Source organism: Vibrio sp. R11-SG3-ISO9, assembly GCF_059834255.1.
Genome location: NZ_JCBDGU010000057.1, coordinates 60273 through 80117 on the forward strand (window position 1 = coordinate 60273; position 19845 = coordinate 80117).

18 protein-coding genes are annotated in these 19845 nt (G+C 42.0%); 7 read left to right on the forward strand and 11 right to left on the reverse strand.

Annotation, left to right across the window (positions count from 1 at the left end; translation table 11 throughout):
• Nucleotides 1–2: 2 nt before the first annotated feature.
• Together AC6R05_RS23490 and AC6R05_RS23495 are read right to left on the reverse strand one after the other, a co-directional pair.
• Nucleotides 3–350 (reverse strand): ATPase, encoded by a 348-nt coding sequence (locus tag AC6R05_RS23490; protein ID WP_500648850.1) that lies wholly within the window; start codon nucleotides 348–350, stop codon nucleotides 3–5.
• A gap of 9 nt (nucleotides 351–359) precedes the next feature.
• Nucleotides 360–2396 (reverse strand): S8 family serine peptidase, encoded by a 2037-nt coding sequence (locus AC6R05_RS23495; protein WP_500648851.1) that lies wholly within the window; start codon nucleotides 2394–2396, stop codon nucleotides 360–362.
• 486 nt (nucleotides 2397–2882) lie between these two features.
• Between AC6R05_RS23495 and AC6R05_RS23500 the strand changes: the two genes are divergently transcribed.
• Complete coding sequence (locus tag AC6R05_RS23500; RefSeq protein ID WP_500648852.1) at nucleotides 2883–3125, forward strand: hypothetical protein; 243 nt, start codon at nucleotides 2883–2885, stop codon at nucleotides 3123–3125.
• Between the two features lie 44 nt (nucleotides 3126–3169).
• Here AC6R05_RS23500 and AC6R05_RS23505 read toward each other — a convergent pair whose 3' ends face one another.
• A complete protein-coding gene (locus tag AC6R05_RS23505) occupies nucleotides 3170–3979 on the reverse strand; it encodes an AraC family transcriptional regulator (protein WP_500649025.1) in 810 nt (269 codons plus the stop codon).
• Nucleotides 3980–4078: 99 nt separating this feature from the next.
• Here AC6R05_RS23505 and AC6R05_RS23510 point away from each other — a divergent pair, with 99 nt between their 5' ends.
• Nucleotides 4079–4795 carry a glutamine amidotransferase-related protein gene (locus AC6R05_RS23510; RefSeq protein ID WP_500648853.1) on the forward strand — a complete coding sequence of 239 codons (717 nt, stop codon included), beginning with the start codon at nucleotides 4079–4081 and terminating at the stop codon, nucleotides 4793–4795.
• A gap of 92 nt (nucleotides 4796–4887) precedes the next feature.
• On the opposite strand, the gene AC6R05_RS23515 is transcribed toward AC6R05_RS23510, so the two are convergent.
• From AC6R05_RS23515 to AC6R05_RS23530, 4 genes are all read right to left on the reverse strand, one after another.
• Nucleotides 4888–5199 (reverse strand): hypothetical protein, encoded by a 312-nt coding sequence (locus AC6R05_RS23515; RefSeq protein ID WP_500648854.1) that lies wholly within the window; start codon nucleotides 5197–5199, stop codon nucleotides 4888–4890.
• Nucleotides 5200–5210: 11 nt separating this feature from the next.
• Complete coding sequence (locus AC6R05_RS23520) at nucleotides 5211–5786, reverse strand: hypothetical protein (protein WP_500648855.1); 576 nt, start codon at nucleotides 5784–5786, stop codon at nucleotides 5211–5213.
• Nucleotides 5787–6019: 233 nt separating this feature from the next.
• Entirely contained in the window at nucleotides 6020–6919 is a 900-nt protein-coding gene (locus tag AC6R05_RS23525) for a DMT family transporter (protein WP_500648856.1), read from the reverse strand.
• Between the two features lie 124 nt (nucleotides 6920–7043).
• Nucleotides 7044–7931, reverse strand: a complete 888-nt coding sequence (locus tag AC6R05_RS23530; RefSeq protein WP_500648857.1) for a LysR family transcriptional regulator — start codon at nucleotides 7929–7931, stop codon at nucleotides 7044–7046.
• Between the two features lie 106 nt (nucleotides 7932–8037).
• Here AC6R05_RS23530 and AC6R05_RS23535 point away from each other — a divergent pair, with 106 nt between their 5' ends.
• The gene (locus AC6R05_RS23535; protein ID WP_500648858.1) at nucleotides 8038–8904 is read left to right on the forward strand and encodes an MBL fold metallo-hydrolase; all 867 of its coding nucleotides are present in this window, start codon (nucleotides 8038–8040) and stop codon (nucleotides 8902–8904) included.
• 393 nt (nucleotides 8905–9297) lie between these two features.
• Here AC6R05_RS23535 and AC6R05_RS23540 read toward each other — a convergent pair whose 3' ends face one another.
• Nucleotides 9298–10197 (reverse strand): LysR family transcriptional regulator, encoded by a 900-nt coding sequence (locus tag AC6R05_RS23540; protein ID WP_500648859.1) that lies wholly within the window; start codon nucleotides 10195–10197, stop codon nucleotides 9298–9300.
• Nucleotides 10198–10299: 102 nt separating this feature from the next.
• On the opposite strand from AC6R05_RS23540, the gene AC6R05_RS23545 reads away from it, so the two are divergent.
• From AC6R05_RS23545 to AC6R05_RS23555, 3 genes are read left to right on the forward strand one after another with little or no spacing between them, the layout of a single operon-like run.
• Nucleotides 10300–11166, forward strand: a complete 867-nt coding sequence (locus AC6R05_RS23545; protein ID WP_500648860.1) for an MBL fold metallo-hydrolase — start codon at nucleotides 10300–10302, stop codon at nucleotides 11164–11166.
• A gap of 29 nt (nucleotides 11167–11195) precedes the next feature.
• Nucleotides 11196–11867: a glutaredoxin 2 gene (gene grxB / locus AC6R05_RS23550; protein ID WP_500648861.1), complete on the forward strand. Its 672-nt coding sequence runs from the start codon at nucleotides 11196–11198 to the stop codon at nucleotides 11865–11867.
• Nucleotides 11868–11878: 11 nt separating this feature from the next.
• Nucleotides 11879–13096 carry a multidrug effflux MFS transporter gene (locus tag AC6R05_RS23555; protein ID WP_500648862.1) on the forward strand — a complete coding sequence of 406 codons (1218 nt, stop codon included), beginning with the start codon at nucleotides 11879–11881 and terminating at the stop codon, nucleotides 13094–13096.
• A gap of 367 nt (nucleotides 13097–13463) precedes the next feature.
• On the opposite strand, the gene AC6R05_RS23560 is transcribed toward AC6R05_RS23555, so the two are convergent.
• Both AC6R05_RS23560 and AC6R05_RS23565 read right to left on the reverse strand, forming a co-directional pair.
• A complete protein-coding gene (locus AC6R05_RS23560) occupies nucleotides 13464–14081 on the reverse strand; it encodes a deoxynucleoside kinase (RefSeq protein ID WP_500648863.1) in 618 nt (205 codons plus the stop codon).
• An 86-nt stretch (nucleotides 14082–14167) separates the two neighbouring features.
• Nucleotides 14168–15085, reverse strand: a complete 918-nt coding sequence (locus tag AC6R05_RS23565) for a viperin family antiviral radical SAM protein (protein ID WP_025574283.1) — start codon at nucleotides 15083–15085, stop codon at nucleotides 14168–14170.
• 129 nt (nucleotides 15086–15214) lie between these two features.
• Between AC6R05_RS23565 and AC6R05_RS23570 the strand changes: the two genes are divergently transcribed.
• Nucleotides 15215–17899, forward strand: a complete 2685-nt coding sequence (locus AC6R05_RS23570; protein WP_500648864.1) for an ankyrin repeat domain-containing protein — start codon at nucleotides 15215–15217, stop codon at nucleotides 17897–17899.
• Between the two features lie 370 nt (nucleotides 17900–18269).
• Here AC6R05_RS23570 and melB read toward each other — a convergent pair whose 3' ends face one another.
• Nucleotides 18270–19643, reverse strand: coding sequence for a melibiose:sodium transporter MelB (melB, locus tag AC6R05_RS23575; RefSeq protein WP_500648865.1), 1374 nt, complete (start codon nucleotides 19641–19643; stop codon nucleotides 18270–18272).
• Between the last annotated feature and the right edge of the window lie 202 nt (nucleotides 19644–19845).

Here is a 19845-nt window from a genome sequence, read left to right on the forward strand (position 1 = left end):
CTTTACTGAGACAATAGCCTTCGCACAGGCTCTGGCTCGGTGTATTCCACTAATTCGTGCTCAGCAAGGTTATCCAATTCGGATTGCTCGCCAGTCACAATCAGCACATACTGGTCCAACAGCACATCGACCACTTGAATGTCGTGCTGTTGAAGAAGCGCTCTCACCTCGCTTTCCTTCCCTTCTACATACTTAACGAAGTAACGCGTAGGTTGTTGCTCAGCTTGTTCAGGGCGTTTATCCACCAAAGGAAAACCTTGGTTGTTAGCCAAGCTATTTGAGCTCAGCCCGAGTGCTAAAAACGCACTCACACCCATTGCAGACAATGAAACTAACTTCAACGCCTTCATAGTCACTCCTTATTGAAAGGTCAGTGTCCAACTGTTGATGGTTCCTGTGTCTCTTCTGGCACTGTCTACCGCTTTTAGTTCCCAAACACCCTGAGACTCGAAGCCAGAGAAGTCGACTTGGTAAGTGGTATTTATATCGTTGGCACTGCCGCCTTGATTATCATGCAGCACCACTTGTCCGCCCGTTGGAGAAGTGAGTGTGATACGCAAGTCTCCAATGTAGGTATGAGCAACATCTAAATCAATCGTTACCATACCCGCATCACCGGAACGAACCACATCTAGTTCACTTACAACGCCTGCAGTGCTGTTATCAGGAATCGCAACCGCATCAGAATTGGTGTAGCTGTTCAGATCGGTTCCACTACCTGAACCATCAGGACCATTACAACCCGCATCTAGATATTGCTTCGCGGCATCTGCGTTCACAAGACCATGGCCAGTGCGATTGTCACGCCCCACGACATCAATGTCCGTTGCTGTCTTGATCAGCGCATTACGCACCTGTGCAGCGGTACAGGTTGGGTGATAGCTCCACACTAAGCCCGCAACACCTGTTACGTGAGGTGTCGCCATGGAAGTACCGTTGTAGTACTCATAGTCTTCACCTTTGGTTGTTGAAACCGTGATCTCTTGGCCGACATAGCCCACCAGCTCTTGGCCAAACGCACGATCAACCGTCACCGACACCATGCGTGCTGCGTTGTATTGATCAACAAGGAAAGGGTTCTGCAAACCCGGTAGTTCGGAGTTACTGTACACAATCGCTGCGCTTGCTCCAGCGTTGTAACAGGCTTGAACTGCATCAATCTCAGGGTAGCTACCCGATGACTGATTACCGACACGCTCCGTCAAACAAATTTTGCCTGACATATCGCCACAATTGAAACGGCTACCAGAGACCTCACAGCTTGCCAGTTCTGCCGTGATTGAACCTGCGACTGGATCAGGACCGTAGCTACCGCCACTTTGAACCAAGCGGTTGTGCGGCACAATACCACGCTCAAACTGGCTGACACCGTTTAACCTAATGTCAGATAGTTTCCCTTCGCCCAACGTCACGGTAGATAGAATGGCTACACCCGGACCTGCAATCTCAACTTGATTTGTTGCTTGAGAAAACGCAGCGTGATCGCTCTTATCGTCAACCGCAGCAACCGACATAACGGAGTCGTAAGATGCTGGGTAGCTGTGCGCTGTATTACCATCGTTACCAGCAGCGGCTATCAACAGAACCCCTTTATCGTAAACCGCTTTTAGCGCATTTTTCTCAGTCACACTTGATTGGCTACCACCCAAACTCATGTTAACCACGTTCGCGCCGTTATCTGCACACGTCTGTACCGCTTTCACCAAGCTGGACGAATAACCCCAGCCCGCTTCATTGAATACCTTAACGATATGTAGATTAACGTTTTGGTTTGGCATCACACCTTTAATGCCTTCGGTATTCGCAATCGCAGCGATGGTGCCTGCTACGTGTGTGCCATGCGCGTTATTGTTTCCAGGTACGCTCCAAGAACCGGTGCCGCTGTCGTTAGTTCCAGACACAAGGTTACCACTCAGATCGTTATGAGCGAGATCGTAGCCTGAATCGATAATACACACGGTACGATTGCCAGCGTTTGAGTCATCCAAAAGCTGTGCATTCACCGCTTCGTATCCCCAAGGGGTGGTTTCGCTTAACAAGTATCTTGGCGGGTCAATTTCCACATATTCAACATCACTACGATTACGCAGTTTGCCTAACTCTGAGTCTTCCATCTCCACACTGTAGATAGAACTGTTTCCTAGCTTCTCTACCTTACGTGCTTTGAGCTGGTCTAAAACCGACTCTTGCACAATGCGTGGGCCCCAAAAGGAGTTTCCACCCATCAGTGAAGGGCTCGACGTATCTTCTTTAAACTTGACGATGTATTTGGTCGGCAAGTTAGATTCATCGAATCCAGAGAATGGTGCCGCTTGCGTTGACATAGAGAATGTCATTGCCACTGCTATGGCAGACAGTGGCATTAAGCCTTTCATTTTTAACGTTGTATAGTGCATCTGCTTTTTCCTTTAGCATATTTTTATTCACACATAGCCCATCAAGAATCATTTATAAAATCCCCGAGCGGGCTACTCAGCTATAAATCAATTGCGCTAAAGTCCAAATCATTCACCACACAAATGTTTAATTTTTGAGCGACAGTCACTCGACAAACCAAAAGAGTGAACACTCAACATCCAATTTACTGTTTGTAAAACAGACAATTACCAATCAAAAACATGAATTTTTAATTACTTTATTAGGGTATTTATTCTAATTTTATAAAATAAAAATACTCAATTGCTCCTCATTCATTACATTGACTTAGTAGTAACTGATAGATTGCATAATTAGTCACCATAAAGAGCAAAGCTCACCCAATAACATGTGCTCCGTTACTCTATTTACACTAGCTTTTTGCAACTAAAATACCGTAAGGTACAAGCCATCAGTAAAATCGACCTTGCCTCAAGAATTCACTCTTCAAAACAAAAAGACTCACTATGAAATTTGATATCGACGCACTAAAACACCACCAGCTAGTTGAAGATGGCCAGCTAGAAGGGTGTTACATTCATCAACCCGCACCGGGCAGCCAACAAAATGACAAAGGTGTTGTGGAAGAGCGCCAAGCGCTAGAGAAATTAGGATTTAAAGTGGTTCAGGTTAAAGCAAAAGGCGGGACAACAACCTTTGCCGAAGCTATGCAGAAATTAGCTAAAAAGACCGGGCACTCACCCAAGTAACAAGCGTTAGATAAGATTCCAAAACATCAGCGACAAACGTTGCTTTATAGCTGGTTCATTAGAGCGCTAGACGCGAATCTACGCTCTAACATGTTATTCCGATAGTTACTTGGCGTCTGGTTAAATGTTTTCTTGAAAGCAAATGTATAAGCAGAGTCAGACGAGTACCCTAAACTGATAGCTATACTCTGTATACTCATTTCCGTGTCTAGCATCTGCAAAGATAAAACCAACCTTATATTTTGTCGCCACAATGCAAATGATTGAGAGAACTCTTTTGAGCACAACCGAGATAGAGTTCTTTCTGATGCGCCAACTTGTTGGGCCCATTCCTTCAATGTGTAAGGCAAATCAGGCTGCTGTTTAAGTTGAGAAAAGATAGACAAAAGGCGTTTGTCTTTAGGTATCAATAGCGGTATTTCATAACTACTCGCCAACTCAATTTGATCGCGTAACACCGCAAGCAGATTTGAAACATTGGATTCAGATTGCGACGACGTATTGCACTCAAACAAAACTAAAATCAGCTCTTTTATAAACGCACTCACCTGACAGGATTTTGGCTCATCACGATATTGAATCAACTTATCTGGGTTGAGATAGATCGCCAAAAATATCGTATCTGTCACAGCTACGGATTTGTGAATCGTATTAGCAGGGATATAGAGCATCCCCGTATGGGGGACGATTGCGCACTTATCACCGATATTCGACTGCAATAAGCCTTTAATTGGGAACACAATTTGGTGCCATGAATGTGAGTGAAAATCATCAACATAACCAGCAGCCATTCTTATCGATTTAGTGATCAATTGTTTATTAGAAAATTCTTCTATCACATCATTGGCGTTCATAGTTGGCGACTTATCTACATAATTTGCCCGATAGTATAAATAACGCCAACAAGAATCAATATAACATCTCAACTCTAACATAAAGTAAGAGGAAGAAAGATGCATATTCACTTCATTGTTCATGAATACTTTGAGGCTCCTGGCGCCTACGAATCTTGGGCAGAAAAACACAGGCATACCATCAGCTATTCTCGAGTTTACCAAGGAGACTCGCTCCTCCAAGACATCGACGATATTGACTTTCTTATTGTCATGGGAGGCCCTCAAGATCCCGCGACAACGAGTGAGCAATGTACTTACTTTGATAGCAAAGGTGAGCAAGAGCTAATAGAAAAAGCCATCAATGCGGGAAAAGTGGTATTGGGCATCTGTTTGGGATCTCAGTTAATCGGTGAAGCGCTAGGGGCTCGGTTCGAGCACAGCCCTGAGCGTGAAATCGGCAAGTACCTAATTACACTGACTCAATCAGGCTTACAACATCCATTATTCAGCCACTTTGGTAAAACACTCAATGTAGGTCATTGGCATAACGATATGCCGGGACTAACAGGCGACGCGCAAATCATAGCTTATAGCGAAGGATGTCCAAGGCAAATTGTGGCATATGGTAAATTAGTCTTCGGTTTTCAATGCCATATGGAGTTGACCAAACATGTCGTAGCGTTGCTCATTGAAAATGATGAGCTGCCCGAACCAAGGAGGTTCAGATTTGTAGAAGATCCTACTACCCTGCTACAACATAATTACGATGAGATGAATCAGAAACTGCATGTCTTCTTAAACAAGTTAGAAAAGAGATACAAATTAAGCAATTAGTTGATCTTGTGAGAGTCAGTAGAGGGCCTGCTGACTCAATTACCTTTCTTTCTCAAGTTGGAGAGATTGGGAAGTTGATAGACGATGAACATTTACTTCCAAAACTTCCACCATGGTTTCTTGTCAGGGAAGTTGAACGATTTAGCTTGGTCATAGCACAAGCCGCAGAGTAGCTTTACCTGAGCAAAAGCCTCACTCTCATCGTTCCACTCCCCGCCAGTTCTCTGCACCATAGCTTCACACTCACTACACCACGCATCTGGTCTTGGGTTTTCAGGATTATCTGCCCACCAAAAGCCTCTCGGTATTTCGTCGTTAAGAGTTTGTACAATGTGTTGGCATACAAACGTTTCTTGTTGCTCACCATGCAGGCAACATTCGACGGTGTTCTCAAGCTTAGACATCTATGACTGCCCTACCATATTTTCCACCACGGTCTGTTGCTCAGATTAAATACGTTGTTAGCTAAGTTGTTTAACGCTAAAGCTTGTTTATCGGATAGATAAAACCAAACACTCGACTGTCCGTTATCTTTTGGATAAAAATCATACCCATCTTCACTTAGGTCACCCATAATCGTTGTAACGACTTGGACGTCAGCCCAATCATTATCGACTACTGGCTCTAAACTTCTTTTTACACCATCCACTTCATATTCAAGTTTTGCGCGAGACTCTTCAATGTTCACCATGTCTTGCAACCCATCAACACGCTTAACTTGGCCAGTGATCCTATGGAACTGGTTAACGATATCCACATAAGAGCCATTGTCTTCTATGGCTTCAACATCAAAATTCCAAGCTTGGTCGCAAATGAAACGTCCCCAAGGCTTTTCTTCTACTTCAAGACCGTAGGCAAGTAAGATCAAATCAAATGGCGCAGCTTCATACTGTTCTCTTGAAAATGAAAGGAGTAGATGATCAACTGTAATCCCTTCATTCAACGATAGGCCTATCTCAGATAGTTTCTTTACTTGCTCTTCAAGTTCCATAATTTTCGCCTTTACTGCTGTATTCCACTTTCATACCAACTCTCGAGACATATAGGTTTCGGTAGTACTAAAATCCAGCAACCCCATCAAGATAAATCTTTAAAGATTAATCAGATAGCTCAAAAACAGTTAATGATGTTCATGTTAATGGTGCTGAATGAACAGTCAAACATTTGCAGATAGAATCGTGTTGAAGGTTTTATTTAATCGGTAAATATACTTCGGTTAACAGGTCACACTCGCACCTGCTGCTCTACCTGTGGTGTTCTATCCTGACTCAACAGCACCCCAAAAAAGATAATTCCAATCGCTATCCATTGCGTGAGAACCAAACGCTCGCCTAGCAGCAGCATGGAGAAAAACAAAGTAAATGCAGGGATTAGATTAATATAGCCTGCTGACGTAGAAGCTTTAATTCGAGTCAGTGAGTAGTTATATAGCCCATACCCTCCAAGAGATACCACCAGACCAAGGTAGACAATACTACTAACAGCATTAAATGAAATATCGGTTGGCCAATCAGAGCTTAATGCCAGTGGCAAAAAGAAAATGGTACCGACAAAGGTTTGAATCGCAGTTAAAACAAAAGCTGAATAGCGCTGAACTAGTAGCTTAATAAGTAACGTATACCCAACAGCAGTCACCATCGCGCCAAATTCCAATAGATTACCTAATACTGGATTGGGAGCTTGCTCGCTTTCGGTTCCGCTCAGCGTCATCCATACAACGCCGAGAACGGCAATAATTAGCCCGATCCATTGACGCGGAGTATTACGCTCTTTCAAGTGGAAGTAAGCGGCAACAGCCACCATTAAAGGCAGCATGGAAGTCACCATACCGGCCTGACCTGCACTGGTAAAACGCATGGCTTGAGCTTCAAAAATAAAATAGAGGCAAGGTTCAAGTAATGCCATACCTGACAATAACTTCCAGTCTCCTGCTTGATAGTTTATTCCGTTACGAATCCACGGCCAAACCACCAAAAAAGCGAGTGAACCAATCGCCATTCGGAAAAAGACCACGACCATAGGTGCAACTTCACCAATCGCAACTTTTAAGGCAATAAAAGATGTCGCCCAAATAACGACTGCAGTCATTACCGCCAAATGAGCCTTTAACAACGATCGATCCATGGTGGTCCTCTCCTCAAAAAACAAAATTTTAACGAGGTTGAAATATACTCATAGCGAGTTTGCATGAGGAGCCTTATAAAAGGGAACTGTGAGTGGGTCTACTTAGTTTCTTGCACAACTAACACTACCAACGAGTTTCAGAAAAATAGTCTGATAAATAATCAATCAGTGCACGAACAGTTGGTGACATATACTTTCTGGAAGAGTAGAGAACATAAATGGTTAAGTCGTCAGGTTTCCAATCCGGCAAAACCTGCTGAAGCCGACCATCTTTAATGTACTGATTCACGAGATAGAATGGCTGGATAGCTATGCCTGCACCATGCAATGCGGCTTGCAATAAGGCGGTTGCCTCATTTGCTGTCAAGTTACACTTAACTTCTACCGATTGTTGTGTGTTGTCTTTTGTTAAATGCCAAATATGTTGTTGAAAATTTTTGTACCCAAGACAAGTATGACCGGTTAAGTCGCTTGGTTTAGAAATGGCACTATTTCTATTCAAATACTCTGGCGAAGCGACCACCACTGACTCACATATCGATATAGGTTTACCTATCAGAGACGGATCCGGTGTCGAGGCGATTCGGATAGCAAGATCTATCTGGCTTTCAGTTAGATCAGTTACTGAATCATGCAAGTCAATATCGATATTTACGTTGGGGTTCTCCACCATAAACTCTTGAATAGCTGGCACCAGTTGAGAATAGCCAAATGACATGCTGGTTGCTAACCGAACTGTACCCGACAACTCACCAGTGTTGTCTGCAAGACCGCTTAGTCTTTCGGCTTGCTCAAGCCACTGTTTAACCTCTTCCAGGCATGTTTGACCTGCTGTTGTTAAAGACACTTTTCGTGTAGTTCGATGTAACAAGCGGGTATTCAACCAAGCTTCCATCGTCTCAATGTATCTCGTCACCATGGGGCGAGACATATCCAGCCTGTCTGCTGTGGCAGTAAAACTACCCGTCGCTGCAACATCAATAAATACTTTAGCAGCGGTTAGCCTATCCATACATTCGCTCGAATTAAGAAACAATAATGCTCAGTTTGGTGTGTTTTTCTGAGCACGTCAATTCCTTACTATCCTCCCCGTACCCCACACATTGAAGGAGAACGGTATGAAAAATTTAACTCTAATGGCCGCATCTATCTTACTCGCCACTAATGCAAATGCAGCAGAAACCACGCCACTGACCCTTGATGTTTATAACGCAGACAAGGACAGCTTCCACGTAAACTCAACACTGGTAATCGGTGAAAGTGAAATCATGGTCGTCGATACCGGCTTTACCAAAGCAGACGCTTTGCGCATCGCCGCAAAGGTTCTTGATAGTGGCAAAGAGCTGAAAACTATTTTTATTAGTCAAGCGGACCCAGACTACTACTTTGGTGCGGAAGTGCTACATGCACTATTCCCGAAAGCGCAAGTTCTGAGTACACCGGAAGTGATTGAGGTAATAGAGAAAAAGCTTGCTGGCAAACTGGCCTTTTGGGGGCCTAAAATGGGGAGCAATGCTCCGGTTGAACCGTATCTACCACAAGCTATCGAAAACAATGTGTTGACCGTTGACGGACACAAAATTGAGATTCGTGGCACGCAAGGTGAACTGGCTCATCGTCCTTACTTGTGGATCCCTTCTAGCAAAGCGGTTCTGGGCAACGTCGCCGTGTATGGCAATTTGCACCTTTGGATGGCTGACGCGCAATCGGATAGTAGCCAGAAAGCATGGGTTAAACAGTTGAAAGAACTGCAAGAGCTAAAACCAGATATTGTCATTCCAGGACACATGAAAGCTGGAACCAAGCTTGACGCAAGCACTATAAGCTATTCCCAGCAGTACCTTTCAGACTTCCAGAAAGCAAAAGATAACAGCAAGAATAGCGCGGAAGTGATCGACAAAATGTCTGCAACCTACCCCGATGCACAACTGCCTATGGCGCTAAGTATTGGTGCTAAAGTGCATATGGGTGAAATGAAGTGGTAAAAGCACACCGATTTTCCGACACGGTGTGTGGTTGGTGAGTTCTACCGAGCACCTAGCCATAACGTAAGCGACAATGACCTGAATAATATTAACCAGTTTTTATATTGCACGGAAAAGGTTAGAAAGGTGTCATTACAACCGGCTGTAACCGTTAACCTTTCTAACCCTCCTCATAAAAGCCGCCTGACTGCAAACGGAGAGAAACTAGGCGAAAACGGGAATTAATTTATTCGTGTAAAAAACTTCTTCATGCTCCTAATGCATCAAATAACTCTATAAATATTAATCAGATAGCTCGAACTAAGTTGATAAAGTTCATGTTAATGGTGACAAATGAACAGTCACACATTTGCGTATAGAATCGTAACGGGCATCTCTATAACATCATGAGTGCTACGGAGTAATGATTCGAACCAAATTGCTTTTTAGGTACTCCAAAAACAGCGATAGTCGATAAGGTACGTGCTTACGTGTTGGATACATTCCGTAAATATTGATGATTGGAAATTCCGCAACGTTTTCTATTTTGGTTAAATTGCCGCAGTTAACGTGTGAATGTGCAAATACGCTCGGAATCATGGCGATACCCGAGCCATCCATAGTCGCTTGCAGCAAAGTGTTTGTATCTGAAATCACAGCGACCCACAGCTGCCGATGAGAAATACTTCTCCCGTCAACAGTGAGTATCCAATAATCACCATCTCTTGAGCTTCCCATATGCAGACAGTCATGATTTTTTAGGTCGGTGTAATCAGAAGGCATACCGTGTGCCTCTATATATGAAGGGGCGGCATACAAACCAAACTCTGATTCGCCAAGCTTGGTTGCAATGTAAGAGGAATCTTGTAACTCGAATGCAAATCGAATACTAAGATCAATCTCTTCCTCGATCAGGTTTGACTTATTGTTAGATAAGACGAGATCAAAGCGAACGCCTGTATATTCCGTTCGAAATTCCTTAATGGCCCTCATCAGAAAAGGTCCCATTCCATCTGGTGCTGACAGTCGAATAAGACCTTCAGGGTTATTTTGGTGTGCCGTTGTGAGTGAGTCTTCTAATTGCTCTATCTGACTCAGTACCGTTTGCGCACCTTCATAGTAAGCTTTCCCTCCGGGTGTAAGGTGCATGCTACGAGTGGTGCGATTCAATAGGACAAAACCTAACGACTCCTCCATCGCGGCAATGTGCCTACCTACAATCGCAGGGGTAACACCTAATGCTTTAGCCGCTTTAGAAAAACTGCCTCGATCGACAACCGTACAAAATAGCTGCATATTCCGATACTTATCCATTCGATACCTTTGGTATTAAGTGAAGTTACTTTTTACTCAATTGTTCTATTTAATAATGTTAATTATCTTTTGTTTCATCTTCAATGACGAAAGGAAAGAACAATGTCTGTTACTTCAAAACTGACCACTTTAACCCTGACGCTAGGTATGATTTCAAGCGTTTCTGCAGCCGATGGTTTTGACCCTACAAAGCCTGTAATGACCGAACTCAAAGATGGCGTATATCAGTACTCCCAGTTCTTCTATAACAGTTTGGTTGTTGTTACAGACGACGGCGTTATTGTCACCGACCCTTCAGGTGAAGCTCGTTCAAAAATGATGCGTAAAGAGATCAGCAAGCTTACAGATGCGCCGGTCAAAAAAGTGATCTATTCCCACGACCACTTTGACCATTCCCGAGGCGGTCAGATATTTAAAGAGGAAGGTGCGGAATTCATTACTCAGGAAAAATGTACTGAATTGATGAGTCGCGACTTAGAAAACAGAGTCGTCCAACCAGATACCACTTACACGGACAGCTACTCGATCAAGTTAGGTGATAAGCAAGTCGATTTACACTATTACGGCCCAAATGACGGTGACTGCATGAGCATCATTCATATGCCAGCAGATAAGGTTCTTATGGGGGTAGATTGGCATCTTCCCGGTTATGTCAATGAACCTTATCGCCTTACCGCACACAACTACGTGGCGATTCTAAATACCTTTGAACGTGTTTTGAACGAGCTCGAATTTGACACCGTGCTCAGTGGCCATATGCCAGCATCTTCACCAAAGGCATTCAAAGAGGATTACCGCTTCAACAAAGCGCTTTTTGATGCAGTCTGGGAAGGCATGCAAGAAGGTAAAACAACAGAAGAACTAAAGAACACTGTCAAATTACCGGAGTTCAGCCATTGGCGTGGCTATGAAGAAAACCTACCTGCACACGTCGAAAGAATGTCTTACTCAATTTGGCACGGCAACTAATGAGTATGCCGGCAAATAGGAACAACATAATGAAATTACATGTATTTGATAGCTGCCCTTTTTGCGTTCGAGTTAGAACCTTGATCGGGCTTAAAAACCTTAATTGTGAAATTAGCTCCATGACTTTGGGGCAATGGCCAGAATCACTTGAAGGAAAACTTGAGAGATTAACGGTCCCTGCGCTTGAGCAGCAACAGCACGATGATAAGTCTACTGTGATGGTCGAGAGCCTCGACATAATTCGTTATTTGGACCAACAAAATGAGCCGATGTTCACCAGTTACGAAGTATCGGAAGCATTAAACAATCTGCTTAAGAGGCTGTATCCGGTTTCGTCTCAGCTTTTGTATCCACGAATGCCACAACTTGACCTGCCAGAGCTATCTACGTCAGAGGCTCTCAGTATGTTTGTGGAATCTCGCAAAGAAGTCTTGGGTCAGCCCATAGAGCAAGCGTTGCAGAGAACCGAAGAGTATCTTCCAGAGCTGAAACTCCTTTTGGACGAGCTGGAATCATTGATTGCTATTGATGCTCTTATTTCAGGCGAACGTCAGTTAAACATCGACGACATTGCCGCATTTTCTGAGCTAAGAAACTACACCATGATCGCTGAACTAGAAATGAGTGAACCTATGATGTGCTTTGTTCACTTTATCGCATCTCGCTCTGGTTTATCGCTATATCCACCAATAAGTCAGTAATGGAGTTTAAGATGGCAGGTAACAAACTTTTCCAACTGCTGGTTATTTTTTCGCTCATCCCTCTGGGGCCGCTGGCAATTGATGTCTATTTGCCATCTTTTCCACAGATGATAGAAGCGTTCAGCATCTCGGATAGCGAAATCAGACAGACCATTTCAATTTATGTTCTGGCTCTCGGTGTGAGTCAGTTAATTGCGGGTCCCATTTCTGATCGCAAAGGTCGTAAGTTTTCTGCCATGCTAGGGCTGGTTCTGTATGCCGCTGGGAGCTTGTTTGTTGTGCTCTCCTCTTCATTGGAGATGTTGTACGCGGCGCGAGCGCTTCAAGGCGTTGGTGCATCCTTCACTATGATCACTGCCATGGCTTGGGTTCGAGACAATTACGAAGGTGACACTGCCGGTAAATGGTTAAGCTATATGGGCGGTGTCACCAGTGCAGTGCCTACCATTGCGCCACTCATCGGCAGTGGGTTGGCTGTGTTATGGGGATGGACAGGCGGGTTCTACCTTATGGCTGGTTTGGCTATCTTGCTGTTTGTAATGTCAGCCGTAGCTCTACCGTCTAAAAAGACTTTGAAGTCCAAAGGTAATCTAAAAAATACAGTTGATTTAAAGGACACAGAGGCGCTGAAATGTAACGTGCGTGACATCTTAACCAATCGTACATTTTTAGTGTACTCACTGACTAACATGCTCAGCTTTGGTGCCCTGTTGACTTACATTTCAGTTGCACCCATTGTTGCCATCAGTGACGGAGGGCTTTCTCAAGTACAGTTCTCAATGATGTTCGGAGTCATTGGAGGGGTTCAAATACTCGCTAGCTTTATTGCGCCTAGGTTAATGACGTCGTTTGGTCGTCGCAATACGGTGCGTTTTGGTGCCACTGCTATCTCTGCCGGAGGCGTGGGGTTGTTGTTAATAGAGTCTGATTCGACGTATCTGTTCTTTGCTCTATCAGCTTTGGGAGCGGCAGGCTTTAGTCTCTTATCTGGATCTGCGACATCTTTGGCGCTAGAACCCTTTAAGTACTGTGCAGGATTAGCAACATCAATCGATGGCTTCTTCAGAATGATTGGAGGCGCCCTGCTTGTTGTTTTATCGGGACTACTCGGATTCAGCAGTATCTCTACATTGGCCATGGTCATGCTGATATCATTACTGCCAGTGTTATTGATCACCCTAGATAACCGGATAGCACAGAGAGCAAACGTAAGGTTAGGTAGCTCCTAACCTTAGCGAGCAGAGAGTAATAGTGCCACGATATTCGGTTTCACATAGCCACCACAAATATGGTGGCTTTGTATTTTAGAGCTGCAGTATCTTGCTTCATCCATTCAGCACTAATTTGCAGACTCGTTTATGTTCATGGCTCTCATAATCTGAATCTTTACCTATGGCACTATCTAACTCGGATTTGCCCCTTTATGAGTTTGCGCAATAAATCGCAGTTAAATTTAGCTAGAATCTCACCTTACATTTGCTTATGTCGGATCACGGAGCAGTAGTCCTCACTTTCTTCCAAACATAAGCAGAAACGGCTTTCTTTACAAGTAATTTGCGTCTGCATATTCATGCAATATCACCGAGAGATATTGAACTAGAAACTGTACAAATTACTCCCTCCCGAAAGAACGTGCTCGACCTGATCTTTCATTAGTAGGTAATTTTCTTCTACCGAACGGCCATATTTTTCTGATGTATCGACCTCTACAATTGGAATATCAAACCACTTAAAAACTTTGTGATATGCTGATTCAACACTATTATTTTGCGTAACTGCATCGCCGTACCACTGAACTGTGCCACCTCTGGTCTCTATTCTGTTGTTTATTGTTTCAATATCAGCTTTAACAAAAATTATCACTTCTGGAAGAGGTATTTTTTTATTAATTTTAAGTGTGTCAAAAATATTTTTTACAATATCTTCCCCAAGCATAATTGTTTGGTAAGCCAAAGTTGAAAATACATATCTGTCTAATATGATACCTTCACCTTTTAATATTTTCGAAACCTCGTTACTCTTCAATAAGTTATTTAACAAAAAAAATAGAAATGCACTCTCTTTTGACTCATAGGAGTCAAAGACCTTTCTTAGATTATGAGCTTCAGGGACTACCGCATTATGAACGATAGTATTCATTTCTTTCGCATATAGAGAGCTTAATGTTGTTTTTCCACATGCATCTAACCCTTCAAAAACGATAAATTTATTCATTTGTTCCTCATCTAATGTTTTGTGATTATTTATAGCTCCTATAATAAGGAACCTAGTTTTATTTATTTTATTTTTGTTAATAGATTTTATGATATTTCTACAATGTCTATATTGGTTTCTTTATATCTTGAAGCAAACGTAATTGGATTAAACTCTATTTGAGAAAGAGCTTTTTCCACACCGCATGAATTAATGCATTCGCTGTATTTATACCCAGATTTATTGGCAGTATTTTGGTAAAAGCAACCCTCTGGACTAATCATTAAGTATGATTCTGTCATAGTAGAATTAGACTCAGAATACATAGGTAACCCTAATCCACTATGTCTATGAACAAAATTATCGAACTGTTCTTTGGAAATTAGTAGTTCATTATCACCATAAGGCATGACCTGTAATACTTTCCATTTGTATGGATTTAGACTAGAAATTAAATTAGAGAAATCCTCTTCCCAATTAAGACTGTTAATTACAGTATTAATCTTTGTTTTGATTCCTGTTTGTGACTGTGTGAGGCTCGCTAGAGCATATGTTAAATCATTAACACCAAAAGAGTTTCCTTTTCGATCGTTTCTTCCTATTTTCATACGTGTACTTAAGTACTGACTGTCAAAGCTGATTCCAATCATGTCTAAAGTATCTTTCGGCAACGGTGATTTTCCATGAATTAGGTAATGTCCATTAGTTATGGTTGAGGTTTTAAATCCTTTTTGTTTTGCAAGAACCAAAGCGGTAACGAACGTATTTCCTAACATCATTGGTTCCCCTCCTGCAAAGTTAAGACGAACACTTTCGTACCCCAGCTTTTCTTTTAAGACTGGAGTGCCTTTGATGAAGTAGTCTGCTAGCTTATCCAATAAGTTAGCGATTGCCTGTTCTGAACGATGGAGTTCTTTGGGGCGTCCCCATTTTGCAAAACAGTATTTACAACTGTAATTGCAGACTTCTGTCATGTGCCAATTGATTACCAGTTCTTTTGTTTTTCTAGATTGTGCTGTTGTCATGCTTTTTATTCTCACGTATTCAGATGGCTTCAGTATGATAAAATCGGCTCTGTAGAAAAATGAAAAGCAAAATCCCCCCCCCTCAATTTTCTTTTTCTAGCGGGAAACGAAACAATAAAAGGACATTCAGTGGCTACTTTTCCAACCTTCGAATCGGTACTTCTTCAGATTGCTAAAGCGCTTGGCGCTAATGGACAGATGACTTCAAAATCGAAAAGCAAGTTTAGATATGTCGAGATGACGATGGATAATTTATCTAATACTTGGGAAAGTATTTTGTGTGATATAGCGGATGCTTTAGGGCTTGATGAAAGAGCGAAAAAAGATCTGATCTCCAATGTTGCAGACGATTACTTGATGCATAAGAACATCGAGCTTAATGTTTATTCTTCAAAGGCGTCACAAAGAAAAATCGTTTGGCATTATTTAGCCAGGGTTATCATACCAGCTCTAGCGAGACATACGGTATTTTGGCAAATTGAATCAAAAATGGATGAAGGTATGCCTGGCGGGCGGTTTTGGTATCTTCCAGCCGTAGATTCTCCGATTGAACCTACGCAACTTCTTCTCCCTGTACCGCAAGTCTTGAATTGGCTTATCGACTTAATCCAAAACACCAAAACATCTATTGCTAATAATTTAAACAACGATCTAGATAGTGTGGATAAATACGAAAAAGTATTAAGGAACCTTTACAATTGGCAAAAATCCAAGAGTACCCCTGAAATATCAAGTATCGAGAAAACGTTTTCGGACGAAGTGAATATACAGTTTGGTGGCTGTTTTGAGCCTGATGAAAAGTCTTCGCAATTTGAACAGGCTCTAGATTTTATTGAAAAAAAAGGTTTGTCTTATGATGACTTACAGCATGAAATAGATATTTCTTGTGAAGACTTAAAGCGAATATTAAGGAGTGAATGCCCAGCAGCGGAGCAGCAAGATTTTGTACAGAAACTAAAAGTACGATATCAGGCACCAAGCTCTGAAGTGATACGTATGAGGTTGCTGATAGCCAGAGCTATTCAAGAGGGGTATGAGCAATTAGTTAAGTATTTAACACCTGGAGTCGATAAGCTATGTTTTGACTTAAATGAAAATAAAACACTCCAATTAGTTGAACTTTACAACTACGTATATAATATGACTTTTAAAGCCCATATTCAAAAGGGAAGTTTAGGAGACCATGCGGAAAATAAGTATTTTGAAGAGCAACTTCCTTCTTTTTATAGGTATGATTTATTGCGACTTTTTACCTCAGACAATGAACACGATATCCCATGGAGTACTTTAGATAGAATTAATTGTATTTTTAGCCGTTCTGGAGAAGAGGATATATTAGATAATGTCTTTCCTACGTCTCAAGATGAATTTGAAAAAATGTGTAAACTTATAAAAGAAGAAGGTGATTATTCAAATAATCACCTTATGCGTAGAGATGTTTTAATAGATAAGCTAAAACAAAACAAAGCTCCATTTAAACAATTACAGAATATTGATGATTTTGAGCTAGTATATGGGGCTAGAATCGTTCATATGAATCAATATTCAAATCCTAATATAGGTGAAATGATTGTTGAAAGGTTAAAATCTCTAGAAGCCACGCCTACAGAGTCGATGAGGCGAATATTATTTGAACTAGAAACTCATCTACTCCTTAAGAAGTTTGGTTCAAAAACCGAAGAAAAGGTATCTGCTTTACTAGATGAGGCGAAAAACTGTGATGATTTTGAATTTTCAAAAGCAAATATACTACGTTATGAAGCACTTCATTATATTGCACAGAATAAGCTTAAAGAAGCAGAAAAAAATCTTAATTTGGCTATCGATGAATGTAAGAAATACAGCTTTGGAAAGTTTAGAGGATTGTTAGCTAGAGATGCATTCGCATTGGCTATAGCAAACCAAAAACTCATTCCTAATAATCACGAAAAGTACTTTAGAGACATGTACTACTGGGGCGGACTGAAAGGAGAATCTAATATTTATGACGTTTCTCGTGAGTTACATGAGTATTTTTGGGACAAGTTGTATCAATGCTATCCTAACTATCAACCGCTTTTTTCTTCTTGTTCTAGCGATATGGAAAAGTTTAGTCGTGATTTCGCAGAGTGTATAAAAAATGGATATTCTATTGAGCTAGTACTTAAAAAACACAAAGCTTTAAAAAAGAAACAACTGAAATATCCACAAGCAGATAGCATCATTTTGCTAATGATGAAGATGAGCTATGAAATGCGTACTAAATTAAATTATTATAAACAGATGGTACAAGTCGATATTGCTAATGAAATTAGTAATGTATTTAGTGCGATGGTTACAGGCATCAGGAAAATCATCGAATTATGGCCAGAAATCGTTAATATTACAGACTTTAAGTATCAGACGCCTTTGATGTTTGCTGCAAACAACAAAGATTATCAAACGGTAAAAGCATTGTTGAAGGCTAACGCAGATCCGAATCTTCAAGATTTCACAGGTAGAACAGCCCTTCATGCAGCAGCAGCTAGTCGATGTTTAAAATCAGCTTATCTCATACTAGAGCATGGTTGTGATGCAACGTTAATTAACGAAGAAGGTGCAACAGCGTTACATACGGCTACTCGCATGGGCGATCTGCCTATAATTGAACTATTAATTGAAAAGAGACCTGAGCTACTAAAGATTGAAGATTCAAAAGGAATAATACCTGAGCAATTGGCCAGAGAAATTGCCAATAATCCGCTAGCTTACGACGTTCTGAAGAACTTTCTCTTGTCTGAAGGCCGTAGTATTGCCAGACACGAGACTTATAAGAAAATCTTAGAGGTTTTTTAACGGTAGATTTAGTTATAAGTTTCGATTTGAGTTGAAATTTATTTCAGGGTACAAGTATTTATAAGGATGGTTTGCATATTATGCTGAAAAAGTGCATAACATGAATCTAACACAACTGGTTGAAGATGGAAGTTTTTGTCCATTTTCTTGAATCTCTGTAACAGTGATAAGCAGTGCCTGATTATGCTTTTGGATACTAAAAGTTAATAATAGGGTGAAAGTTAGTCCGTCGACGTAAATTAAAAATGTCCAAAAACAAACTAGCCCTTTATTGCACAAAGCCCCCAAACAAAAAACCAGCCTACATCACTATAGACTGGTTTCTGTAATTAGAGGTTTATGACCTATACAAGTTAATAGGTTAGATAGACTACGCTTCTGCAGTCACTCGTTCGCCCTGCTCTACAGGCTCTGCTTCATCTTTATTGAAGCCTTCGTGTAGGCGGTAGTAGCGTTGATAGATAAGGCCACTGATGGTCATCATGATAGCCGGTAGGCCGATCATCATGAACTCTAGCCCCATGATTGTGCTTGCTGATTGCTCTACGTTTGGTACGTAGCCCACTACCGATAAGCCGACACCCACGATGAAGCCACCCGCTGCACCAGCGAATTTCACAAGCATAGTTTGTACAGAGAAGATAACGCTCTCGCTGCGGCGGCCAGTTTTGTGCTCACCGTAGTCCACTACGTCTGCAAGCATTACTGTTTGCAATGCGTTCGCAATACCCACACCGAACTTGATTGCAGCGCCTGCCATACCAATCATTAGCGCGTTAGCTGGAGCGATGAAGCCCATCAATAGTAGAAGTACACAAGATAGAACTGGGAAGCCACAAGCGATAGGCCATAGAAGCTTACGCGGTAGGAATGCCGCAATACGTGGGAACAAGAATACACCCGCTACCTCTGCTGCGCCCGCAACCGCCATGTAAACTGGGAATAGTTCTGCGTTGCCAAGTGCATAAGAGAAGTAATAAATTGCGAAGCCACCAACAAGTAAGTTAGCAATTTGGAACGACAGAACAGTACCAATCAGTGCTTTAAGCTGATCGTTCTTACCAATGATAGTAAGCACATCTTTAAAGCTGAATTTCTCTGCTGATTTTGCGTTTGCTGGTGCCGCTTTTTCTTTCACGTTACGAGCAATCAAGAATGCGCTCATCACGAACAGAACCGCGATCAACATAGCAACATTGAAGAAGCCGTCACCTTGGTTACCGTTACCAAGTTCACCCACAATGTGCAGGCCATAAGTACCCGTAATAAACCATGCAAGGCTTGCAAACAAACGTGGCCACACAACCAGCTTTTCACGCTCTTGACGCTCACTAGACAGTGCAGGAATCATTGACCAGTAAGGGATATCCATAATGGTGTAAGTAAGACCCCAAAGGATGTACGCTGCTGCTGCATAGATGTACAAAGTCGTGCCTTCAAACATGTGCGTACTGAAAAGACCGACCAACACAATCGCATTCAGCATTGTACCAATCACAATCCAAGGGCGGAATTTACCGAATTTTGAGCGAGTGTTATCAACGATGACGCCCATCATTGGATCGGTCACCGCATCAATGATACGCGCAGCTAAAAAGATGGTACCTACGAAGGCAGCAGAGAGGCCTGCAACATCCGTAAAGTAAAACATTAAGAAGATATAGATGGGTGCACAGGCGAAATCTTTACCGAGTGCTCCGAGGCCGTAGGACAGCTTGGTTTGTAGCGTAATTTTATCAGACATTTTAGTTCCTTAGTGTCGTACTGCTGTTCATTCCCCTAACTAGAATGGAGAGCGTCGACGTCTTTTATTTATATTTCGAGGGTAATGCTACTCACACACCAGCCACCTTACTGTGATCAAAAACCGCCTTATGGAAACGTTTCCAGTAAAGTTGTAAAAATGAGACATTGAGCACGAAAGGTTACACACCACTACGAAATAA